This window comes from Micromonospora sp. NPDC023737 (assembly GCF_040639715.1).
Classification (GTDB): domain Bacteria; phylum Actinomycetota; class Actinomycetes; order Mycobacteriales; family Micromonosporaceae; genus Micromonospora.
The window spans coordinates 205627-222198 of record NZ_JBFAAL010000007.1 but is presented as its reverse complement, the minus strand read 5'-3'; the positions used below and the strand labels follow the sequence as shown (position 1 = coordinate 222198).

At 71.9% G+C, this 16572-nt stretch carries 17 protein-coding genes; 9 read left to right on the top strand and 8 right to left on the bottom strand.

Annotated features, from left to right (window positions below; translation table 11 throughout):
• Positions 1 to 45 precede the first annotated feature (45 nt).
• Positions 46 to 945 (top strand): NAD(P)-dependent oxidoreductase, encoded by a 900-nt coding sequence (locus AB0F98_RS18060; RefSeq protein WP_357736321.1) that lies wholly within the window; start codon positions 46 to 48, stop codon positions 943 to 945.
• A gap of 27 nt (positions 946 to 972) precedes the next feature.
• On the opposite strand, the gene pobA is transcribed toward AB0F98_RS18060, so the two are convergent.
• From pobA to AB0F98_RS18020, 8 genes are all read right to left on the bottom strand, one after another.
• Positions 973 to 2145: a 4-hydroxybenzoate 3-monooxygenase gene (gene pobA / locus AB0F98_RS18055; RefSeq protein ID WP_357736318.1), complete on the bottom strand. Its 1173-nt coding sequence runs from the start codon at positions 2143 to 2145 to the stop codon at positions 973 to 975.
• 76 nt (positions 2146 to 2221) lie between these two features.
• Positions 2222 to 3424 (bottom strand): MFS transporter, encoded by a 1203-nt coding sequence (locus tag AB0F98_RS18050; protein WP_357736315.1) that lies wholly within the window; start codon positions 3422 to 3424, stop codon positions 2222 to 2224.
• A 40-nt stretch (positions 3425 to 3464) separates the two neighbouring features.
• Entirely contained in the window at positions 3465 to 4925 is a 1461-nt protein-coding gene (locus tag AB0F98_RS18045; RefSeq protein WP_357736312.1) for a benzaldehyde dehydrogenase, read from the bottom strand.
• 41 nt (positions 4926 to 4966) lie between these two features.
• On the bottom strand, positions 4967 to 6574 hold the full coding sequence (locus AB0F98_RS18040) for a thiamine pyrophosphate-dependent enzyme (RefSeq protein WP_357736308.1): 1608 nt from the start codon (positions 6572 to 6574) through the stop codon (positions 4967 to 4969).
• Entirely contained in the window at positions 6571 to 7410 is an 840-nt protein-coding gene (locus AB0F98_RS18035) for an ABC transporter ATP-binding protein (protein ID WP_357736305.1), read from the bottom strand. The genes AB0F98_RS18040 and AB0F98_RS18035 overlap by 4 nt, the downstream gene beginning before the upstream one ends.
• Positions 7407 to 8201 (bottom strand): ABC transporter permease subunit, encoded by a 795-nt coding sequence (locus tag AB0F98_RS18030; protein WP_357736302.1) that lies wholly within the window; start codon positions 8199 to 8201, stop codon positions 7407 to 7409. The genes AB0F98_RS18035 and AB0F98_RS18030 overlap by 4 nt, the downstream gene beginning before the upstream one ends.
• Positions 8198 to 9034 carry an ABC transporter permease gene (locus AB0F98_RS18025; RefSeq protein ID WP_357736299.1) on the bottom strand — a complete coding sequence of 279 codons (837 nt, stop codon included), beginning with the start codon at positions 9032 to 9034 and terminating at the stop codon, positions 8198 to 8200. Before AB0F98_RS18025 ends, AB0F98_RS18030 begins: the two co-directional genes overlap by 4 nt.
• The gene (locus tag AB0F98_RS18020) at positions 9031 to 9999 is read right to left on the bottom strand and encodes an ABC transporter substrate-binding protein (RefSeq protein WP_357736295.1); all 969 of its coding nucleotides are present in this window, start codon (positions 9997 to 9999) and stop codon (positions 9031 to 9033) included. Before AB0F98_RS18020 ends, AB0F98_RS18025 begins: the two co-directional genes overlap by 4 nt.
• Positions 10000 to 10301: 302 nt before the next feature.
• On the opposite strand from AB0F98_RS18020, the gene AB0F98_RS18015 reads away from it, so the two are divergent.
• The 8 genes from AB0F98_RS18015 to AB0F98_RS17980 are packed head-to-tail and all read left to right on the top strand — an operon-like array spanning position 10302 to position 16548.
• Positions 10302 to 11120 (top strand): CoA-transferase, encoded by an 819-nt coding sequence (locus AB0F98_RS18015; RefSeq protein WP_357736292.1) that lies wholly within the window; start codon positions 10302 to 10304, stop codon positions 11118 to 11120.
• Positions 11121 to 11143: 23 nt separating this feature from the next.
• The gene (locus AB0F98_RS18010; protein WP_357736611.1) at positions 11144 to 11884 is read left to right on the top strand and encodes a CoA-transferase; all 741 of its coding nucleotides are present in this window, start codon (positions 11144 to 11146) and stop codon (positions 11882 to 11884) included.
• A gap of 8 nt (positions 11885 to 11892) precedes the next feature.
• Positions 11893 to 12645 (top strand): protocatechuate 3,4-dioxygenase subunit beta, encoded by a 753-nt coding sequence (gene pcaH / locus AB0F98_RS18005; RefSeq protein WP_357736289.1) that lies wholly within the window; start codon positions 11893 to 11895, stop codon positions 12643 to 12645.
• On the top strand, positions 12638 to 13207 hold the full coding sequence (gene pcaG / locus AB0F98_RS18000; protein WP_357736285.1) for a protocatechuate 3,4-dioxygenase subunit alpha: 570 nt from the start codon (positions 12638 to 12640) through the stop codon (positions 13205 to 13207). Before pcaH ends, pcaG begins: the two co-directional genes overlap by 8 nt.
• Positions 13182 to 14522 carry a 3-carboxy-cis,cis-muconate cycloisomerase gene (pcaB, locus tag AB0F98_RS17995; RefSeq protein WP_357736281.1) on the top strand — a complete coding sequence of 447 codons (1341 nt, stop codon included), beginning with the start codon at positions 13182 to 13184 and terminating at the stop codon, positions 14520 to 14522. The genes pcaG and pcaB overlap by 26 nt, the downstream gene beginning before the upstream one ends.
• Positions 14519 to 15289 (top strand): 3-oxoadipate enol-lactonase, encoded by a 771-nt coding sequence (gene pcaD, locus AB0F98_RS17990; protein WP_357736277.1) that lies wholly within the window; start codon positions 14519 to 14521, stop codon positions 15287 to 15289. Before pcaB ends, pcaD begins: the two co-directional genes overlap by 4 nt.
• Before the next feature lie 3 nt (positions 15290 to 15292).
• Entirely contained in the window at positions 15293 to 15673 is a 381-nt protein-coding gene (gene pcaC / locus AB0F98_RS17985; protein WP_357736274.1) for a 4-carboxymuconolactone decarboxylase, read from the top strand.
• On the top strand, positions 15670 to 16548 hold the full coding sequence (locus AB0F98_RS17980) for an IclR family transcriptional regulator (RefSeq protein ID WP_357736271.1): 879 nt from the start codon (positions 15670 to 15672) through the stop codon (positions 16546 to 16548). Before pcaC ends, AB0F98_RS17980 begins: the two co-directional genes overlap by 4 nt.
• Positions 16549 to 16572: the final 24 nt, after the last annotated feature.

The following is a 16572-nucleotide window of genomic DNA, read 5'->3' as shown; positions in this document are numbered from 1 at the left end:
GACCCGGCAGTGGGTGAGCCAGGCCGCAGGAGAAAGATGGGCACCATGACCCACCCCGCTTCCGTTACCGCACTTCCCAGGCGCGTGGTCGTCACCGGGGCCACCGGCAAGCTCGGACGCGCCGTGGTGGCGCACCTACGCGACGTGGGCGTCGACGTGCTCGCCGTCGACCGCGCCGCCGGGGGAGACCCCCGCGACGTCGGCGGCGAGTTCCTCCAAGCCGACCTGACCGACTACGGGCAGGTGCTGGAGGCTCTTCTCGGTGGCGCCGACGAGCACGGCGGCACGGTCGACGCGGTAGTGCACCTGGCCGCGATCCCGGCCCCCGGGCTGCTGCCCAACGCGACGACCTTCGCCAACAACTCGTCCGCGACGTACAACGTCTTCGCCGCCGCGAGGGCGGCGGGCATCAAGCGGGTGGTCTACGCGTCGAGCGAGACCGTGCTCGGCCTGCCGTTCGACACCCCGCCGCCGTACGCCCCCGTGGACGAGGAGTACGCGCCGCGCCCGGAGTCGACGTACTCGCTGAACAAGGCGCTCGAGGAGGAGATGGCGGGGCACTTCTGCCGTTGGGACCCCGCGCTGATCATGCTGGGCCTGCGGTTCTCCAACGTCATGGACGTCGAGGACTACGCCCAGTTCCCGTCCTTCGACGCGGACCCTCGCCTGCGCCGGTGGAACCTGTGGGGCTACATCGACGCTCGCGACGGCGCCCAGGCCGTCGAGCGGGCACTCGCGTACGACCGGCCCGGCGCCGAGGTGTTCATCATCGCCAACGCCGACACCGTCATGAGCAGGTCCAGCGCCGGCCTCATGAGCGAGGTCTACCCGGATGTCGAGATCCGTAAGGAACTGGGCGAGCACGAGACCCTGCTCAGCATCGACAAGGCGCGCCGGGTGCTCGGCTACGAGCCGCGGCACACGTGGCGGAACCATGTGAGCTGACGGCTGGGCCGGGCAGAGCGGCGACGCTCACACCTCGGGCAGCCCGACGTAGTTCTCCGCCAGACTGGTCGCGTAGGCGGGCGAGGTGACGACGTACCGCAACGTCGCGGCCTGCAGCTTCGTCTCGTACGGGTCGTCCTTCTCCAGCCGGTGCAGCATCGAGGTCATCCGCCAGGAGAAGTGCTGGGCACGCCACACGCGGCGCAGCGCGGCAGCCGAGTAACCGTCCAGCAGGTCGGTGCGGTGTTGCCCGTACCAGGCGGCGAAGGCGTCGCCGAGCAGCGCGACGTCGGCGAGGGCCAGGTTCATGCCCTTCGCTCCCGTCGGCGGGACGATGTGCACGGCGTCGCCGGCCAGGAACAGCCGTTGCCACTGCATCGGCTCGACCACGAAGCTGCGCATCGGAGTGATCGACTTCTCCAGGACGGGACCCTCGTTCAGCGACCAGCCCGCGACGGTCTCCAGCCGCGTACGCAGCTCCGCCCAGATCCGCTCGTCCGGCCACGCGGCGAGGTCCTCGTCCGGGGCGACCTGAAGATACAGCCGGGAGATCTCGGGCGATCGGAGGCTGTAGAGGGCGAAGCCCCGCTCGTGGTTGGCGTAGACGAGTTCGTCCACCGCCGGGGGAGCGGCGGCGAGCACGCCCAGCCAGGCGAACGGGTACGTCCGCTCGTAGGTCCGTAGCACGCCGTCCGGCACCGCGCCGCGGCTGACGCCGTGGAACCCGTCGCAGCCGGCCACGAAGTCGCAGTGCAACTGCTCGTCCCGTCCGTCGCGGCGGAAGTGGATGACCGGCGAATCCGAGTCGAGTCCGGCCAGGCGTACGGCCTCGGCCTCGAAGAGGATCGAACCGCCGGCCGCCAGCCGGGCCGCGATGAGGTCCTTGACCACCTCCTGCTGCCCGTAGACGGTGATCGCACGCCCGGTGAGCTCCGTCATCGGCACCCGGTGTGACTCCCCGTCGAAGCGCAGCTCGATGCCCTCGTGCCGCATCCCCTCCCGATCGAGTCGCTCACCGATCCCGGTGCGGCGGAGCAGATCCACCGAGCCCTGTTCGAGAACTCCCGCGCGAACCCGGTGCTCGACGTACTCCCGGCTGCGGCACTCCAGCACCACGGACTCGATGCCGTGCAGGTGCAGCAGGTGCGACAGCATGAGTCCCGCCGGTCCCGCTCCCACGATGCCGACCTGGGTACGCATCCTTCGTGTCCTCCTCGTCCGATGTTCCGGTGCCGTCGTCGGCCGCGTGCCGTCGTCGTTCGCGTCCGCGGGTGCGTCACACCTGCCGGTCGCGCCCGGCGTTGAGCGCGGCCACCGCCATCACCACCACCGCGACGCACAGGGCGCTGAGCGGCAGCACCCAACCGCCGGAGCCGTCCCGCAGCAGCCCGACGAGCAGCGGCCCGGTCGCGCCCAGCAGGTAACCGACGGACTGCACCGTGCCGGACAGGTCGCGGGCCGATTCCGGCGTACGGGCCCGCAGCACGAGCAGCGCCAGCGCCAGACCGATCCCCGCACCCTGCGCCAGCCCACCCATCGTGGCCCAGAGCAGGTACAACGCCGGCACGCCGAGCAGCCCGAGCAGGCAGACCGCCCAGGCGGCGCAGACCAGCAGGCCGAGCCCGCGCTGGTCACGCATTCGGGTCGCGAGCGCCGGAGTGAGCACCGCGGTGGCGATGCCGAGCAGGTTGAACAGGGCGAGCGCCCAGCCGGCGTCGGCGGCGGAGACGCCCTCGTCGCGCAGCAGCGTGGGCAGCCAGGCGAGCATCGCGTAGTAGGTCAGCGACTGCATCCCCATGAACGCGGCGAGCGCCCAGGTGACCGGGGACCGCAGAAGTGCCGTCACGTTCCGCGCGAGCGTGGGTGCGACGTGCCGCCGGCGCAGCTGAGGTAGCCAGAGAGCCGCCGCCACCGCCGCGGGCGCGCCGACCACGAGCAGGGCGTCCCGCCAGCCCCACCCGCCATGGGCCAGTGGTGCGGTGACGGCCGCCGCGAGGGCGGCACCGCCGGTCAACGCGGCCGTCGTGAGCGCCGTCACGGAGCCCTGCCGCTGCGGGAAGTCCTGTTTGACGACGCTGGGGACCAGCACGTTCCCGACCGTGATGCCGGCGCCGATCAGCACGGTGCCGGTGATCATCCACCAGATCCCCGGTGCCGTCCGCACCAGACTGCCGACGACGATGCCGAGCATCGCCACCAGCAGCGCGCGCTCGACGCCGATCCGGCTTCCGAGCAGCGCGGCGGCCGGGGAGAGCAGCCCGAAACACAGCACCGGCAGGGTGGTCAGCAGCCCGGCCGTGCCGCTGCCCAGCCCGAGGTCGAGCCGTACGTCCGGCAGGAGCGGGGCGAGGCCGGCGATCGCCGCACGCAGGTTGAGCGCCAACAGCACGATGCCGAGCAGGGTGAGCGGCCCGGCCCGCCGACCCGTTGGGCCGGTCCTGGCCGGGTGGTCGCCCACCTGCGACTGGCTGCGTACCATCGTCAGACGCCCGCCACGATCGTCTCCCCGTCAGCGGACATCAGAACGGATACCGGGTGATGTCGCCCTGCACGGTCAGCCACTGCGTCTCGGTGAACGCCTCGATGTTGGCCGCCGCCCCGCCGAACCGGGAGCCGGTGCCGGAGGCCCGGACGCCGCCGAACGGCGCCACCGCCTCATCGCTGACCGTCTGGTCGTTGATGTGCACGATCCCGGTGGGGATCCGTTCGGCCAGCGCCATCGCCTTCATCACGTCGCGGCTCAGGATGCCCAGCGACAACCCGTACTCGGTCTGCCCGGCCAGGGTCGCGGCCTCGTCCAGATCGGAGAAGGCGAGCACCGGTGCGACCGGGCCGAAGACCTCCTGGGCGTATGCCGGGGAATCGACGGTGACCTCGGCGAGCACCGTCGGGCGGTAGAACAGCCCGTCGTACCTGCCGCCGGCGGCGAGGCGGGCACCCGCCTCGACGCTCGCCGTGACCAACGTGTGAATCTTGTCGCGTTGCCGCTCATCGATGATCGGTCCGAGCGCCACCTGTTCCTTGGCCGGGTCACCGACCGGCAGCTGGTCCGCCTTCTCGGCCAGCTCTTCGACGTACCTCTGGGCGAGGCTCTCGTGCACCAGGTGCCGGCCGGTGGTCATGCAGATCTGCCCCTGGTGCAGGAACGACCCCCAGGCGCCGGCCGAGACGGCGAGACCCAGGTCGGCGTCGTCGAGCACGATCAGCGCCGAGTTGCCGCCGAGTTCCAGGTGCGCCCGCTTGAGGTGGCGGGCGGCGGCCTCGCCGACCCGGCGGCCGGCGGCGGTCGAACCGGTGAAGCTCACCACCCGTACGTGGGGGTCCGCCACCAGCGCCTCACCCGCGTCGGCCTCGCCGGGCAGGACGTGCAGCAACCCCGCGGGCAGGCCTGCCTCCTCGAAGACCCGCGCGATCGAGACGCCGCCGGAGACGGCGGTACGGGCATCCGGCTTGAGCACCACCGCGTTGCCCAGGGCCAGTGCCGGAGCGACGGAACGGATCGCCAGCACCAGCGGGAAGTTGAACGGCGCGATGACGCCGACCACACCGACCGGCAACCGGCGCGCCAGGCTCAGCCGCGGCTGCGCACTGGCGAGGATCTCGCCCAGCGGCCGCGACGCGAGCCCGGCCGCCTCGTAGCACTCCTGCGCCGCGGTGTCGGTCTCGACGCCGGCCTTCGGCGGGATGGAGCCCGCCTCGCGCACGAGCCACTCGCCGATCCCGGCGGCGTGCTGTGCGAACAACTGCCCGGCCCGGCGCAGAACGGCGGCGCGCTCCAGGTAGCTGGTCGCGGCCCAGCCGCGTTGCGCTTCGGCGGCCCGGGCACAGGCTCGCGCCACGTCGCCGGCGTTCGCCACACCGATCCGGCCGATCTCCTCCCGATTCGCGGGCGAGACCACGGCCCGGGTGCCGCCGGCCGCCTCCACCCAGCCGTCGCTGTAGAGCATGCCCTGCCACGTCGCCGTGTCGAGCAGTGTCATGGCGGTCCTCTCGGGTAGGGCGCGCTGCGGCGCCGATGGGGTCAGGGTTCGAAGCCTCGTTCGATGCGGACCGGCACGTCGAGCAGGAGCGGCTCGATGCGACCGGGAAGCGTCGGGACGACCTCGTCGAGGACCGCCAGGAGGTCCGCGTGGTCGCTCACCCGACGGGCGGGGCAGCCGAGGGCCTGAGCCAGGCCGTGCACCGACACGTCGTCGAAGGCGGGCCAGGGGGCCTTCCCGCCGGCCCGGTCGGCGAGCCGGTCCATGACCGCGTACCGTCCGTTGGAGAGGACCACGAAGAGCGCCCCGCAGCCGTACCGTGCGGCACTCCACAGACCCTGGATGCCGTAGAGCGACGACCCGTCGCCGAGCACGGCGACGACCGGCCGAGTCGGGTCACCCATGCGCAGTCCCGCGGCGGCCGGCAGCCCGAAGCCGAGGCCGCCCATGGCCGCGCTCACGAACCCGCGCGGCTCCCGGGCGGGCAGCAGCCGGTGCAGCTCCGGCCGGGTCGACGGGGTCTCCTCGACCAGCACGACGTCGCGGGGCAGCCGCTCGGCGAGCGCGGCGAAGACGTGCCGCGCCCGCATCGGCTCGCCGGCAGCGGGCGGATCGACAGGCTCGGGGCGTACCGCGGTCACCGCCTCGCCCGCCGCCCGCCGGGGCGTGATCCGGTCGGCGACCGCGGCGCAGAGCGTCGCCGGATCGGCGAGTACGGCGAGATCCGCTCGGCTGTGGTGCAACTCGTCCGGGTCGTCGGAGACCACCGCGACGGTGAGTCCGTCCGGCACCAGCGGCCCCGGCTCGTACGGGTACTGCCGGAACGCGCCGGTGCCGACGACGAGCGCCACGTCATGCCCGTCGAGCACGGACCGCAGCCGTGACCGGCCGGCGGGTAGATGCCCCGCGAACCGCGGATGGTCCTGGGGGAACCCGGCTCGGGCGCCGAACGCCTCCTGCCATACCGGTGCGCCGAGCCGCTCCACCAGCGAGACCAACGCGTTCCAGGTAGCCCGGTCGTCGGCCCCGGCGCCGACCACCACCACCGGATTCGCGGCGTCGTCGAGCAGGCCGGCCACCTCTTCGGCGGCCGGCCCGGGCGCCGACCCGGCACGCCGTACGGTGCTCGGCGCGGCCAGCCCGAGCGCCGGGTCGACCCGCGCCGACCAGTCGTCCATCGGCACCACGACGATCGCGGGGCCGCGATGCTGGACCGCCTCGTGCCAGGCCCGGCGCACCGCCGCCGGCACGTCCTGGGCCAGGACCGGCTGGTTCACCCAGACCGGGTACGGCCCGGCGAGCCCGTCGAGGCGGCCGGCGAGGAACGGTTCCAGCGCCAGGTGGCGACGGTCCTGCTGGCCGACCACGACGACCAGCGGAGCCCGGTTGACCCGCGCGGTGGCGAGCGCGCCGACGGCGTTGCCGAGCCCGGCGGTGGTGTGCAGGTTGACGAACGCCGGCCGGCCGGTCGCGATCGCATGGCCGGTGGCCATACCGACCACCGATCCCTCGTGCAGGGCGAGGACGAACTCCAGGTCGTCCGGCAGATCGGCGAGGAAGGCCACCTCGGTGGAGCCCGGGTTGGCGAAGACGCGGTGCATCCCGCACTGCCGCAGGACGTCGAGGGTGGCCTCGCGGACGCTGCTCATTCGACCACCGACGCTCCGCTGCGCTGTTTCGCCCGTTGGATCTGTTCGAACACGTGGCCGCGCAGCTCCGTGAAGCGGGCCGACGAGCGGGTGGTGAGCTGGTCCCGCTGTGCCGGCAGGTCGATGGTGACGTCGTCGAGCACCACTGTCGGCGACGACGAGAGCACCAGCACCCGCTGGGCCAGGTAGACGGCCTCGTCGATGTCGTGTGTGACGAACAGCGTGGTGACGCCGAGCCGCTGCCACAGCGAGCGGACGAGGTCCTCCAGGTCGGCCCGGGTCTGCGCGTCGACGGCGGCGAACGGCTCGTCCATCAACAGGATGTGCGGCTCGTACGCGATCGCCCGGGCGATGGCGACCCGCTGCTGCATGCCCCCGGAGAGCTGCCACGGGTACGCCCCGTGCACGTCGCCGAGTCCGACGGCGCTCAGCGCCTGGTGGACCAGTTCCTCCCGGCGTGCCTTCGGTAGCTTCTTCTGCTTCAGTGGCAGCTCGACGTTCTTCCGGACCGTCATCCAGGGGAAGAGGCTGCGACCGTACTCCTGGAACACCACCGCCATGCCCGGCGGCGGTCCGTCGACCGACTCGCCTTCGAGGACCACCTCGCCGGAGGTCGGCGCCAGCAGGCCGGCGATGCACTTGAGCAGTGTGGTCTTGCCGGCGCCGGACGGGCCGACCACGCAGACGAGGTCACCTCTGGCGACGGTGAAGGTCAGGTCGCGTACGGCCTCCACCGAGCGGCCGCGCCCCTCGTACACCTTGCGCACGGCGCGGACGTCCAGCAGGACCTCGGTCAGCGGGCCGGCCGCTGTCTGCGTCTGGCTCATGACACTCATCGACTCCCACCTCGCTGCGCTTGGCGCAGGCCGAAATACCAGCTGAGGACGCGTCTTTCGAACACCCGCATGAGCGTGGCGAGCAGGAAACCGAGCAGGCCGAGCAGGAGGATGCCGGTCCACATCTCGGTGACGGCGAACGTGCGCTGGAACTGGATGATGCTGAAGCCGAGGCCGTTGCTGGCGGCGAACATCTCGCTGATGACCATGAGGATGAAACCGATCGACAGGCCCTGCCGCAGGCCGGTGACGATCTGCGGGCTCGCCGACCGGACGACCAGGTGCCACAGCCGGGCCGGCCCGCGTATTCCGTAGCAGCGCGAGGTCTCCACGAGGACCTCGTCGACGGCGCGGACGCCCTCGACGGTGTTCAGCAGGATCGGCCAGAGGCAACCGGAGAGGATCACCAGCACCTTCATGGTGTCGCCGATCCCGGCGAAGAGCATCAGCACCGGCACGAGCACCGGTGGCGGGATCGCCCGTAGGAACTCCAGCACCGGCTCGCAGCAGGCCCGCAGCCGGCGGGACGACCCGATCGCGACCCCGAGCGACACGCCCAGGGCCACCGCCAGCAGGAAGCCACCGAACAGGCGCAGCAGGCTCGGCAGGACGTCCACGCTCAGCCGGTCGGTGCGCAGCCACACGTCGTCGAAGGTGGCGAGGATCTTCGACAGCGGTGGCAGGTAGTAGCTCTCACTGTCGGCGGTGAGGATCCACCAGAGGGTGAGCAGGGCGGCGGGCAGCGCGAGGGCCGCCGCGACGGTGCGGGTGACCCGGCCGGCGAGTCTCACGCGGGCACCTCCCGTCGTAGCGACGGGTGCCAGGACAGCAGCCATCGTTCCAGCCGCCGGGCCAGCACGTTGACCGCGACGCCGAGCAGCCCGGTCACGACGACCAGCGCGTACATCCGGGCGACGGCGCCGCCGGACTGCGCCACGCCGATCTCGTTGCCCAGTCCGGGGGCGCCGATGACGAGTTCGGCGGTGATGGCGAGGATCAGTGCGACGGCGGCGGCGAGGCGCACGCCGGTGAGCACGTACGGCAGGGCGGTCGGCCAGGTGACGTACCGGGTACGGGCCCAGCGGCCCAGCCCGAAGGTGCGGGCGGTCTCGCTCGCGACGGGGTCGACGTCCTGCACGCCGTAGAGCACCTGGACCAGGACCTGCCAGAACGACGCGTACACGACCAGCAGCAGCACGGACCGCAGGTCGGTGCCGAAGACCAGGACCGCGAGCGGAATGAGCGCCACCGACGGGATGGGCCGGAGGAACTCGATGGTCGAGGCGGTGAACTCGCGCAGCACGGGTAGCGTGCCGATGACGAACCCGACGGTGATCCCGAGGATCACCGCGATGGACAGCCCGACGAACCAGCCGCGGACGGTGTCGCCGAGGGCCGTCCAGAATCCGGCCTCCCCGGCGAGTTCGACGAGGGCCGTGCCGATCCGGCTGATCGGCGGCAGGTAGTCCGGCGAGACCAGGCCGATGCGCGGCACCGCTTCGAGTGACGCGAGGAACACGGCGAAGCCGACGACCCCCGACAGGGCGTTGCCTCCGGTCAGCCGACCGGCCTTGCCGGCCCGGGAACTCCGGGCCGGCGCGGCGCGGGTGGCCGCCGACGTCACGGAAGCAGCTCCGCCACGTCGACCTTCTCGGTGACCAGACCGTCGGTGAGCATCAAGTCGGCCAGCGTCTGGACGGACTCCCGGTTGATCTGTCCCGACCAGGCCGGGAGGGTCATCTTTTCGGCGACCGCCGGGTCGATCTTCGTGTACGTCAGTAGCACCTTCCGTGCCTCGTCAGGGTGCTCCTGGGCGTACTTCAGCGACTTCTCGATCGCGACGGTGAAGCGCTTGGTGAGGTCCGCCTTCTGCTGGATCGTCTTCTCCGTGGTGAAGTAGGCGGCGATGGTCAGGTTCGGCGCGGCGTCGACGAAGTTGGACGCGACGACCCGGGCGCCCTGGTCCTGTGCGACGGTGAAGAACGGTTCGACGATCCAGGCGGCGTCCACGCGCTTCGCGTCGACGGCCGCCGGCATGTCCGGGAACGGCAGCTCGACGAACTTGACCGACGACGGGTCGCCGCCGGCCTTGCGGATCGAGGCGCGGACCGTCGTGTCCCCGATGTTCTTGAGGTTGTTGACGGCGACGGTCTTGCCGGCGAGTTCGGCCGCGGTCGTGATGGGGCTGTCCTTCGGCACGACGATTCCGCCGAAGTCCTTGCCCTGCTGGCCCGTCGAGGAGTTGCCCTCCGCGATCGCCTTGAGCGGCAGCTTCTGCGAGCGGGCGACGATGAGCGACACCACGTTGCCGAAGGCGAAGTCGAACTCTCCGCTGACGACGCCCGGTACCGCGGCGGCGCCGCCGGTGGTGTTGACCACCTCGACCTCGATGTTCTGCTCGGCGAAGAAGCCCTTCTCGATGCCGAGATGCAAGGGCGCCACGTCCACGATCGGGATGGCACCGACCTTGACCTTGGTGGTGCCCCCGCCCTGCGCGCCGGAGCCGCCGGCGTCGTCGGAGCTGCCGCAGGCGGCGGTGGCCGTGAGCAGGGCCGCGGCGGTGATGGCGCTGATGACAAGACGGCGCATGCAGGTACTCCCGCGTCCGGCGGTCCATGCTGGACCGGGGGGTGGTGGGCCTCCGTTGCGGGGAGACCTCCGAGGGGATGTTCGCTAGCCGAACGGCTGTTCTCATCTGGAACGTTGGCACGTGACCTGCCTCACGTCAACGGGTCGTCGCGACATTTCTGTCGCCGCCAACGCGACCTGAGTCTGGTGTGGACGGTCATCGTTGACGGGAGCCGTCGGCGGGCATTACGTTCGATATAAGTACGGCAGTCCGCATAGCGAACAGTCGGCTGTTCCCGGATTCGCAGGAGGCGGTGAGGCCAGTGGCGAAGCTCGTCTCGCTTTCCGACGGCGTCGCGGACCTGGTCCACGACGGTGACGTGGTGGCCCTGGAAGGGTTCACGCACCTCATCCCGTTCGCCGCCGGACACGAGATCATCCGCCAGGGACGACGCGACCTGACCCTGGTACGGATGACCCCGGACGTCATCTACGACCAGCTCATCGGCGCCGGCTGCGCCCGGCGCCTGATCTTCTCCTGGGGCGGCAATCCCGGCGTCGGATCACTGCACCGCTTCCGGGACGCGGTACAGAACTCCTGGCCGGGACCGCTCGAACTCGAGGAACACAGCCACGCCGGCATGGCGAACCGCTACGTGGCCGGAGCCTCCGGGCTACCGTTCGCCGTCCTCCGCGGCTACACCGGCACCGACCTGCCCCGGCACACCACCAACATCCGCACCATCACCTGCCCCTTCACCGGGCAGACCCTCACCGCCGTTCCCGCCCTGCGCCCCGACGTGACAGTCGTGCACGCGCAGCGCGCCGACCTCGCCGGCAACGTGCAGATGTGGGGCATCACCGGAGTCCAGAAGGAGGCCGTGCTCGCCGCGCACCGGTCGCTGGTCACCGTCGAGGAGATCGTCGACGAACTCGACCCCGTACCCGGGCAGGTCGTCCTGCCCGGCTGGGCGGTCACCGCGGTGGCCGAGGTGCCCGGCGGCTCCCACCCCTCCTACGCCCAGGGCTACTCCGTCCGGGACAACGCCTTCTACGTCGAATGGGACGAGATAGGCCGGGATCGGAACACCTTTCAGACCTGGATCGCACGGCACGTGCTGAAGACCGAGGCGAGCGCGTGAGCCCCGACTACACCGCCGACGAGATGATGACCGTCGCCGCCGCCCGGCAACTACGCGACGGCACCGCCTGCTTCGTCGGGATCGGACTGCCCAGCACCGCGGCGAACCTCGCCCGCGCCAGCCACGCCCCGAACCTCGTGCTCATCTACGAATCCGGTTGCCTCGGCGCGAAACCGGACCGGTTGCCGCTGTCCATCGGCGACGGCGTCCTGGCCGACACCGCCGACGCCGTGGTCTCCGTGCCGGAGGTGTTCAACTACTGGTTGCAGCCCGGTCGGATCGACGTCGGGTTCCTCGGCGCCGCGCAGCTCGACCGGTACGGCAACCTCAACACCACGGTCATCGGCGGCCACTACGACGACCCGGAGGTCCGGCTGCCCGGTGCCGGTGGCGCCCCGGAGATCGCCGCCTCCTGCGGCGAGGTCGTCGTGATCGTCCGACAGAACCTGCGGACGTTCGTCGAGCGCGTCGACTTCGTCACCTCCTTCGGCTACGGAAGCGGGCCGCAGGACCGGAAACGACTCGGGCTGCGCGGCGGGGGCCCTCGCGTCGTCATCACCGACCTCGGCGTACTCGAACCCGATCCGGTCAGCTGCGAGCTGACCCTGACCCGCCTGCACCCCGGCGTGACCGTGGAGCGGGTACGGGCCGCCACCGGCTGGGACCTCGCCGTCGCCGAGCGGTTGACCACCGGCGACCCGCCGACCGGGCACGAACTGACAGTGCTAAGGGCGCTGGAGGCGACCAAGAAGGCGGCCGGATGAGGAGGAACATGACCCAGGACACCGTCGACCAGACCGGCAGCGGCCTGGTCCTGCCGCGGTACCGGCGCGACGACGTCGACGCGCACCCGCCCCTGCTCAGTCCCGGCTACAAGTCGACGGCCCTGCGCGCGCCGCGACAGCCGCTGACCTACCTGCCGCACCGGCTGACCGAGATCACCGGCCCGCTGCTCGGCGAGGGGCGGCTCGGCGAGCTCGACCACGACCTGACCCGCCAGCACGACGGCGAGCCGCAGGGCCAGCGGATCATCGTGCACGGCCGGGTCCTCGACGGCGACGGCCGACCGGTGCCGCACACGCTGGTCGAGATCTGGCAGACGAACGCCGCCGGACGCTACCGCCATGCGGTGGACAACTGGCCGGCACCGCTCGACCCCAACTTCGACGGCGTCGGCCGAGCCCTGACCGACGATCGCGGCCGCTACCGGTTCGTCACCGTGCAGCCGGGCGCCTACCCGTGGAAGAACCACGACAACGCCTGGCGGCCGGCCCACATCCACTTCTCGCTCTTCGGCCGCGCGTTCACCCAGCGACTGGTGACCCAGATGTACTTCCCGGGTGACCCGCTCTTCTTCCAGGACCCGATCTTCAACTCGGTCCGCGACCCGAAGGCCCGCGAGCGGATGATCGCCCGGTACGACCACGCCGGCACCGTACCCGAGTGGGCGCTGGCGTACGAGTTCGACATCGTGCTGCGTGGCCGGGAGAGCACGCCCTTCGAGGACGAGGACGACGATGAGTGAACGGTTGGGTGTCACCCCCGCGCAGACGGTAGGGCCGTTCCTGCACCTCGGCCTGCGCTGGCCCGACGGCCCGTACGTCGTACCCGAGGGCACGCCGGGTGCGTTCTGGATCCGCGGCCAGGTCTTCGACGGCACCGGAGCGCCGGTGGTCGACGCACTGGTGGAGAGCTGGCAGGCCGATCCCGACGGCCGCTTCGACCACCCCGACGACCCTCGCGGCGCCCGGCCACCCGTGGTACCGGGTTTCCGCGGATTCGGACGCAGCGAGACCGATGCGCACGGCAGGTACGCCCTGCTGACCGTCAAGCCGGGACCGCTGCCCGACCCGGACGGAGCCACCGAGGCACCACACCTGACGCTGTCCGTCTTCGCGCGTGGACTCCTGCACCGCGTCGTCACCCGGCTCTACTTTCCGCACGAACCGGCCAACGCCACCGACCCGGTGCTGGGCAGCGTCGACGCGGAACGGCGCGGCACGCTGCTCGCCGGCCCGGCACCGGACGGGTTCCAGTTCGACATCCGTTTGCAGGGCGAGAATGAAACCGTCTTCTTCGCGCTCTGACACGCTGCTCGGCGGGCTCTCCGGCACACCGGACGTCGACGCGGAACTCACCGACGCGTCCCTGTTGCAGGCGATGCTCGACGCGGAGGCCGCGCTCGCCCGTGCCGCGGCGGACTGCGGCGTCCTGCCCGCGTCGGCCGCCCAGGCGATCGCCGCCCACTGCCGCGCCGAGCGGTACGACCCCACATCGCTCGGCCGGGCGGCCGACGGCACCGGCAACCCGGTGGTGCCGCTGGTACGCGAACTGACCACCGCCGTGCCCGAGCACGCCCGACCCTGGGTGCATCTCGGGGCGACGAGCCAGGACATCCTCGACACCGCACTGGCCCTGGTCACCAAGCGGGCGACCGAGCCCCTGCTGCGTCACCTCGACGTCGCCGCCGACGCCGCGGCCCGGCTCGCCGACACCCACCGCGCCACGGTGACGGTCGCCCGGACACTCGGGCAGCAGGCGGCGCCCACCACGTTCGGACTCAAGGCCGCCGGCTGGCTGGTCAGCCTGGTCGAAGCGCGGGCCGGGTTGCTCCGGGCGCGGGCGACACTGCCGGCGCAGCTCGGCGGCGCGGTCGGCACACTGGCCGCGCTCGGATCCGCCGGTCCGGCGGTGTCCGAGCGGTACGCGGAACACCTCGGCCTCGCCGCGAGCCCGCTGCCCTGGCACACCCGCCGCCAGCCCGTGCTCGACCAGGCCGCCGCCCTCGGCGGGCTCCTCGCGGCCACCGGCAAGGTCGCGGTGGACGTCGGCCTGCTCGCCCGGACCGAGGTGGGCGAGGTGGCCGAGGGCGGGCCCGGACGGGGCGGCTCGTCAGCGATGCCGCACAAGCGCAACCCGGTCGACTCGGTCCTCGTCACCGCCGCGGCGCGGCGTGGCCCGGGGCTCGTCGCGACCCTGTTCACCACCGCGGTTCAGGAACACGAACGGGCGGTGGGTGACTGGCACGCCGAGTGGGAACCGCTGCTGGACCTGCTGCACGTCGCCGGTGGCTCCGCCGCCCGGTGCGCCCGGATGCTGGACGGGCTGCAGGTTCGTCCCGAGCGGATGCGGGCGAACCTCGACGCGACCTGCGGACTCGTGCTGGCCGAGGCCGTCGCCGTGCGCCTGGCGCCCGCTCTCGGCCGTGCTGCGGCGGGTGACCTCGTCGCCCGCGCCGCGACCCGGCCCGCGTTCCGGGACGCGCTGGTCACCGACCCGGACATCCGCGCCCACCTGTCCGAGCGGGAGATCGACGAGGCCCTCGACCCGTACGGTTGGCTGGGGTCGGCCGAACGGTTCGTCGACCGCGCGCTCGCCGCCCACCGGGGGACGCAGCCGTGAGCGGCCGCCTGCACGTCACCGTGGACGGGCCGGCCGACGCCCCCGTGCTCCTGCTCGGCGGTTCGCTCGGCACCACCTGCGCCATGTGGGCGCCGCAGATGGCGGCGCTCGCCGAGCGGTTCCGCGTCATCCGCTACGACCACCTGGGCCACGGCCGCTCGGCGGTGCCGGTCGGGCCGTACACGATGGACCTGCTCGGCGCGGAACTGCTGCGCCTAATGGACGACCTCGAAGCGGCGCGCGTCGACTACGCGGGTCTGTCCCTCGGCGGCATGGTCGGCATGTGGTTCGCCGCGCATGCGCCCGACCGGCTGCGGCGGCTGGCGCTGCTCTGCACGTCCGCGTCCCTCGGCCCGTCCCAGGCATGGCGCGACCGGGCGGCGGCGGTACGCGCCGAAGGCGTCGGGGCGGTCGCCGACGTGGTGGTCGCCCGTTGGTTCACCCCCGCCTACGCGGCGACCCGACCGGACGTCGTCGACGAGCACCGGGCGATGCTCACCGCCACGTCCGCGGAGGGCTACGCGGCGTGCTGTGAGGCGATCGCCACGATGGACCTACGGGACGACCTGCACAAGATCGAGGCGCCGACCTTGGTGATCGCGGGAGCTGACGACCCGGCCACGCCTGTGGAACACGCCCGCGCGATGGTCGAACGGATTCCGCAGGCGCGGCTGGCCGTTGTCGACCAGGCGGCACACCTGGCCAACGTCGAGCAACCCGAGCAGGTGTGCCGGCTGCTGTTGGAGCACTTCGACGAGGAGTGGTGAACTGTGGACGACCGCGATCGGCACGAGGCAGGCATGACGGTACGCCGGCAGGTGCTGGGCGACGCGCACGTCGACCGGGCGATCGCCGGCACCGACGAGTTCAACGCCGACTTCCAGGACTTCATCACCCGCTACGCCTGGGGGGAGATCTGGACCCGGCCCGGCCTCGACCGGCGTACCCGCAGCTGCGTCACCCTCGCCGTGCTCGCGACCCTGCACCACGACGAGGAACTCGCCATGCACGTACGTGCCGCACTGCGGAACGGGCTGACGCCGGAGGAGGTCGGTGAGGTCCTGCTCCAGGTCGGCGTTTACGCTGGCGTACCAGCGGCGAACCGGGCCTTCAAGGTGGCCCGGGAGACCCTGCGGCAGGAGGACCAGTGAGCCGGCTTCAACCTCCCCTCGCCGCCACCCGGACCGCGAGCTCGGACGCGGCGACCGCCCACCGGCCGGTGCAGGTCGAGAAGGGCTCGGTGACCGACGAGACGACACGATCTCCGGAGTTCGTCCAGTCGCTGGAACGCGGGCTCGCCGTCATCCGGGCCTTCGACGCCGAGCATCCCCAGCTCACGCTCAGCGACGTGGCCCGCACGACCGGACTGACCCGGGCCGCCGCGCGCCGGTTCCTGCTCACCCTCGTCGAGTTGGGGTACGTGCACACCGACGGCCGGCTCTTCTCGCTGCGGCCCCGGATCCTCGAACTCGGGTACGCCTACCTGTCGAGCCTGAGCCTCCCGGAGGTCGCGCAGCCCCACATGGAGGCGCTGGTCGCGCAGGTCCACGAGTCCTGCTCGGTGTCCGTGCTCGACGGCGGTGAGGTGGTCTACGTCGCCCGCGTCCCCACGAAGCGGATCATGACGGTGGGGATCAGCGTCGGTACCCGCTTTCCCGCGTACGCGACGTCCATGGGACGGGTACTGCTCGCCGCGCAACCGGCGGACTGGCTGGACGGCTACCTCGCCGAGGCGGAACTGCGGCCGCTGACCCGCCGCACCGTCACCGACCCGGCGAAGCTGCGCACCGTGCTCAAGAAGATCGCCGCGCAGGGGTACGCGATCGTCGACCAGGAACTCGAGGAGGGACTTCGGTCTCTGGCCGCGCCGATCCGGGGTGACAACGGGTCGGTGATCGCTGCCGTGAACGTCTCGGCCCACGCCAGCCGCGGCTCGTCCGAGACGATCCGCAGGGAGTTGCTGCCGCCGCTGCTCGCGACCGCCGAGCACATCGAGCAGGATCTGCGGGCCGGCCCCAACCGTTAGGAACATCTGGGTCGACCTCGCCGT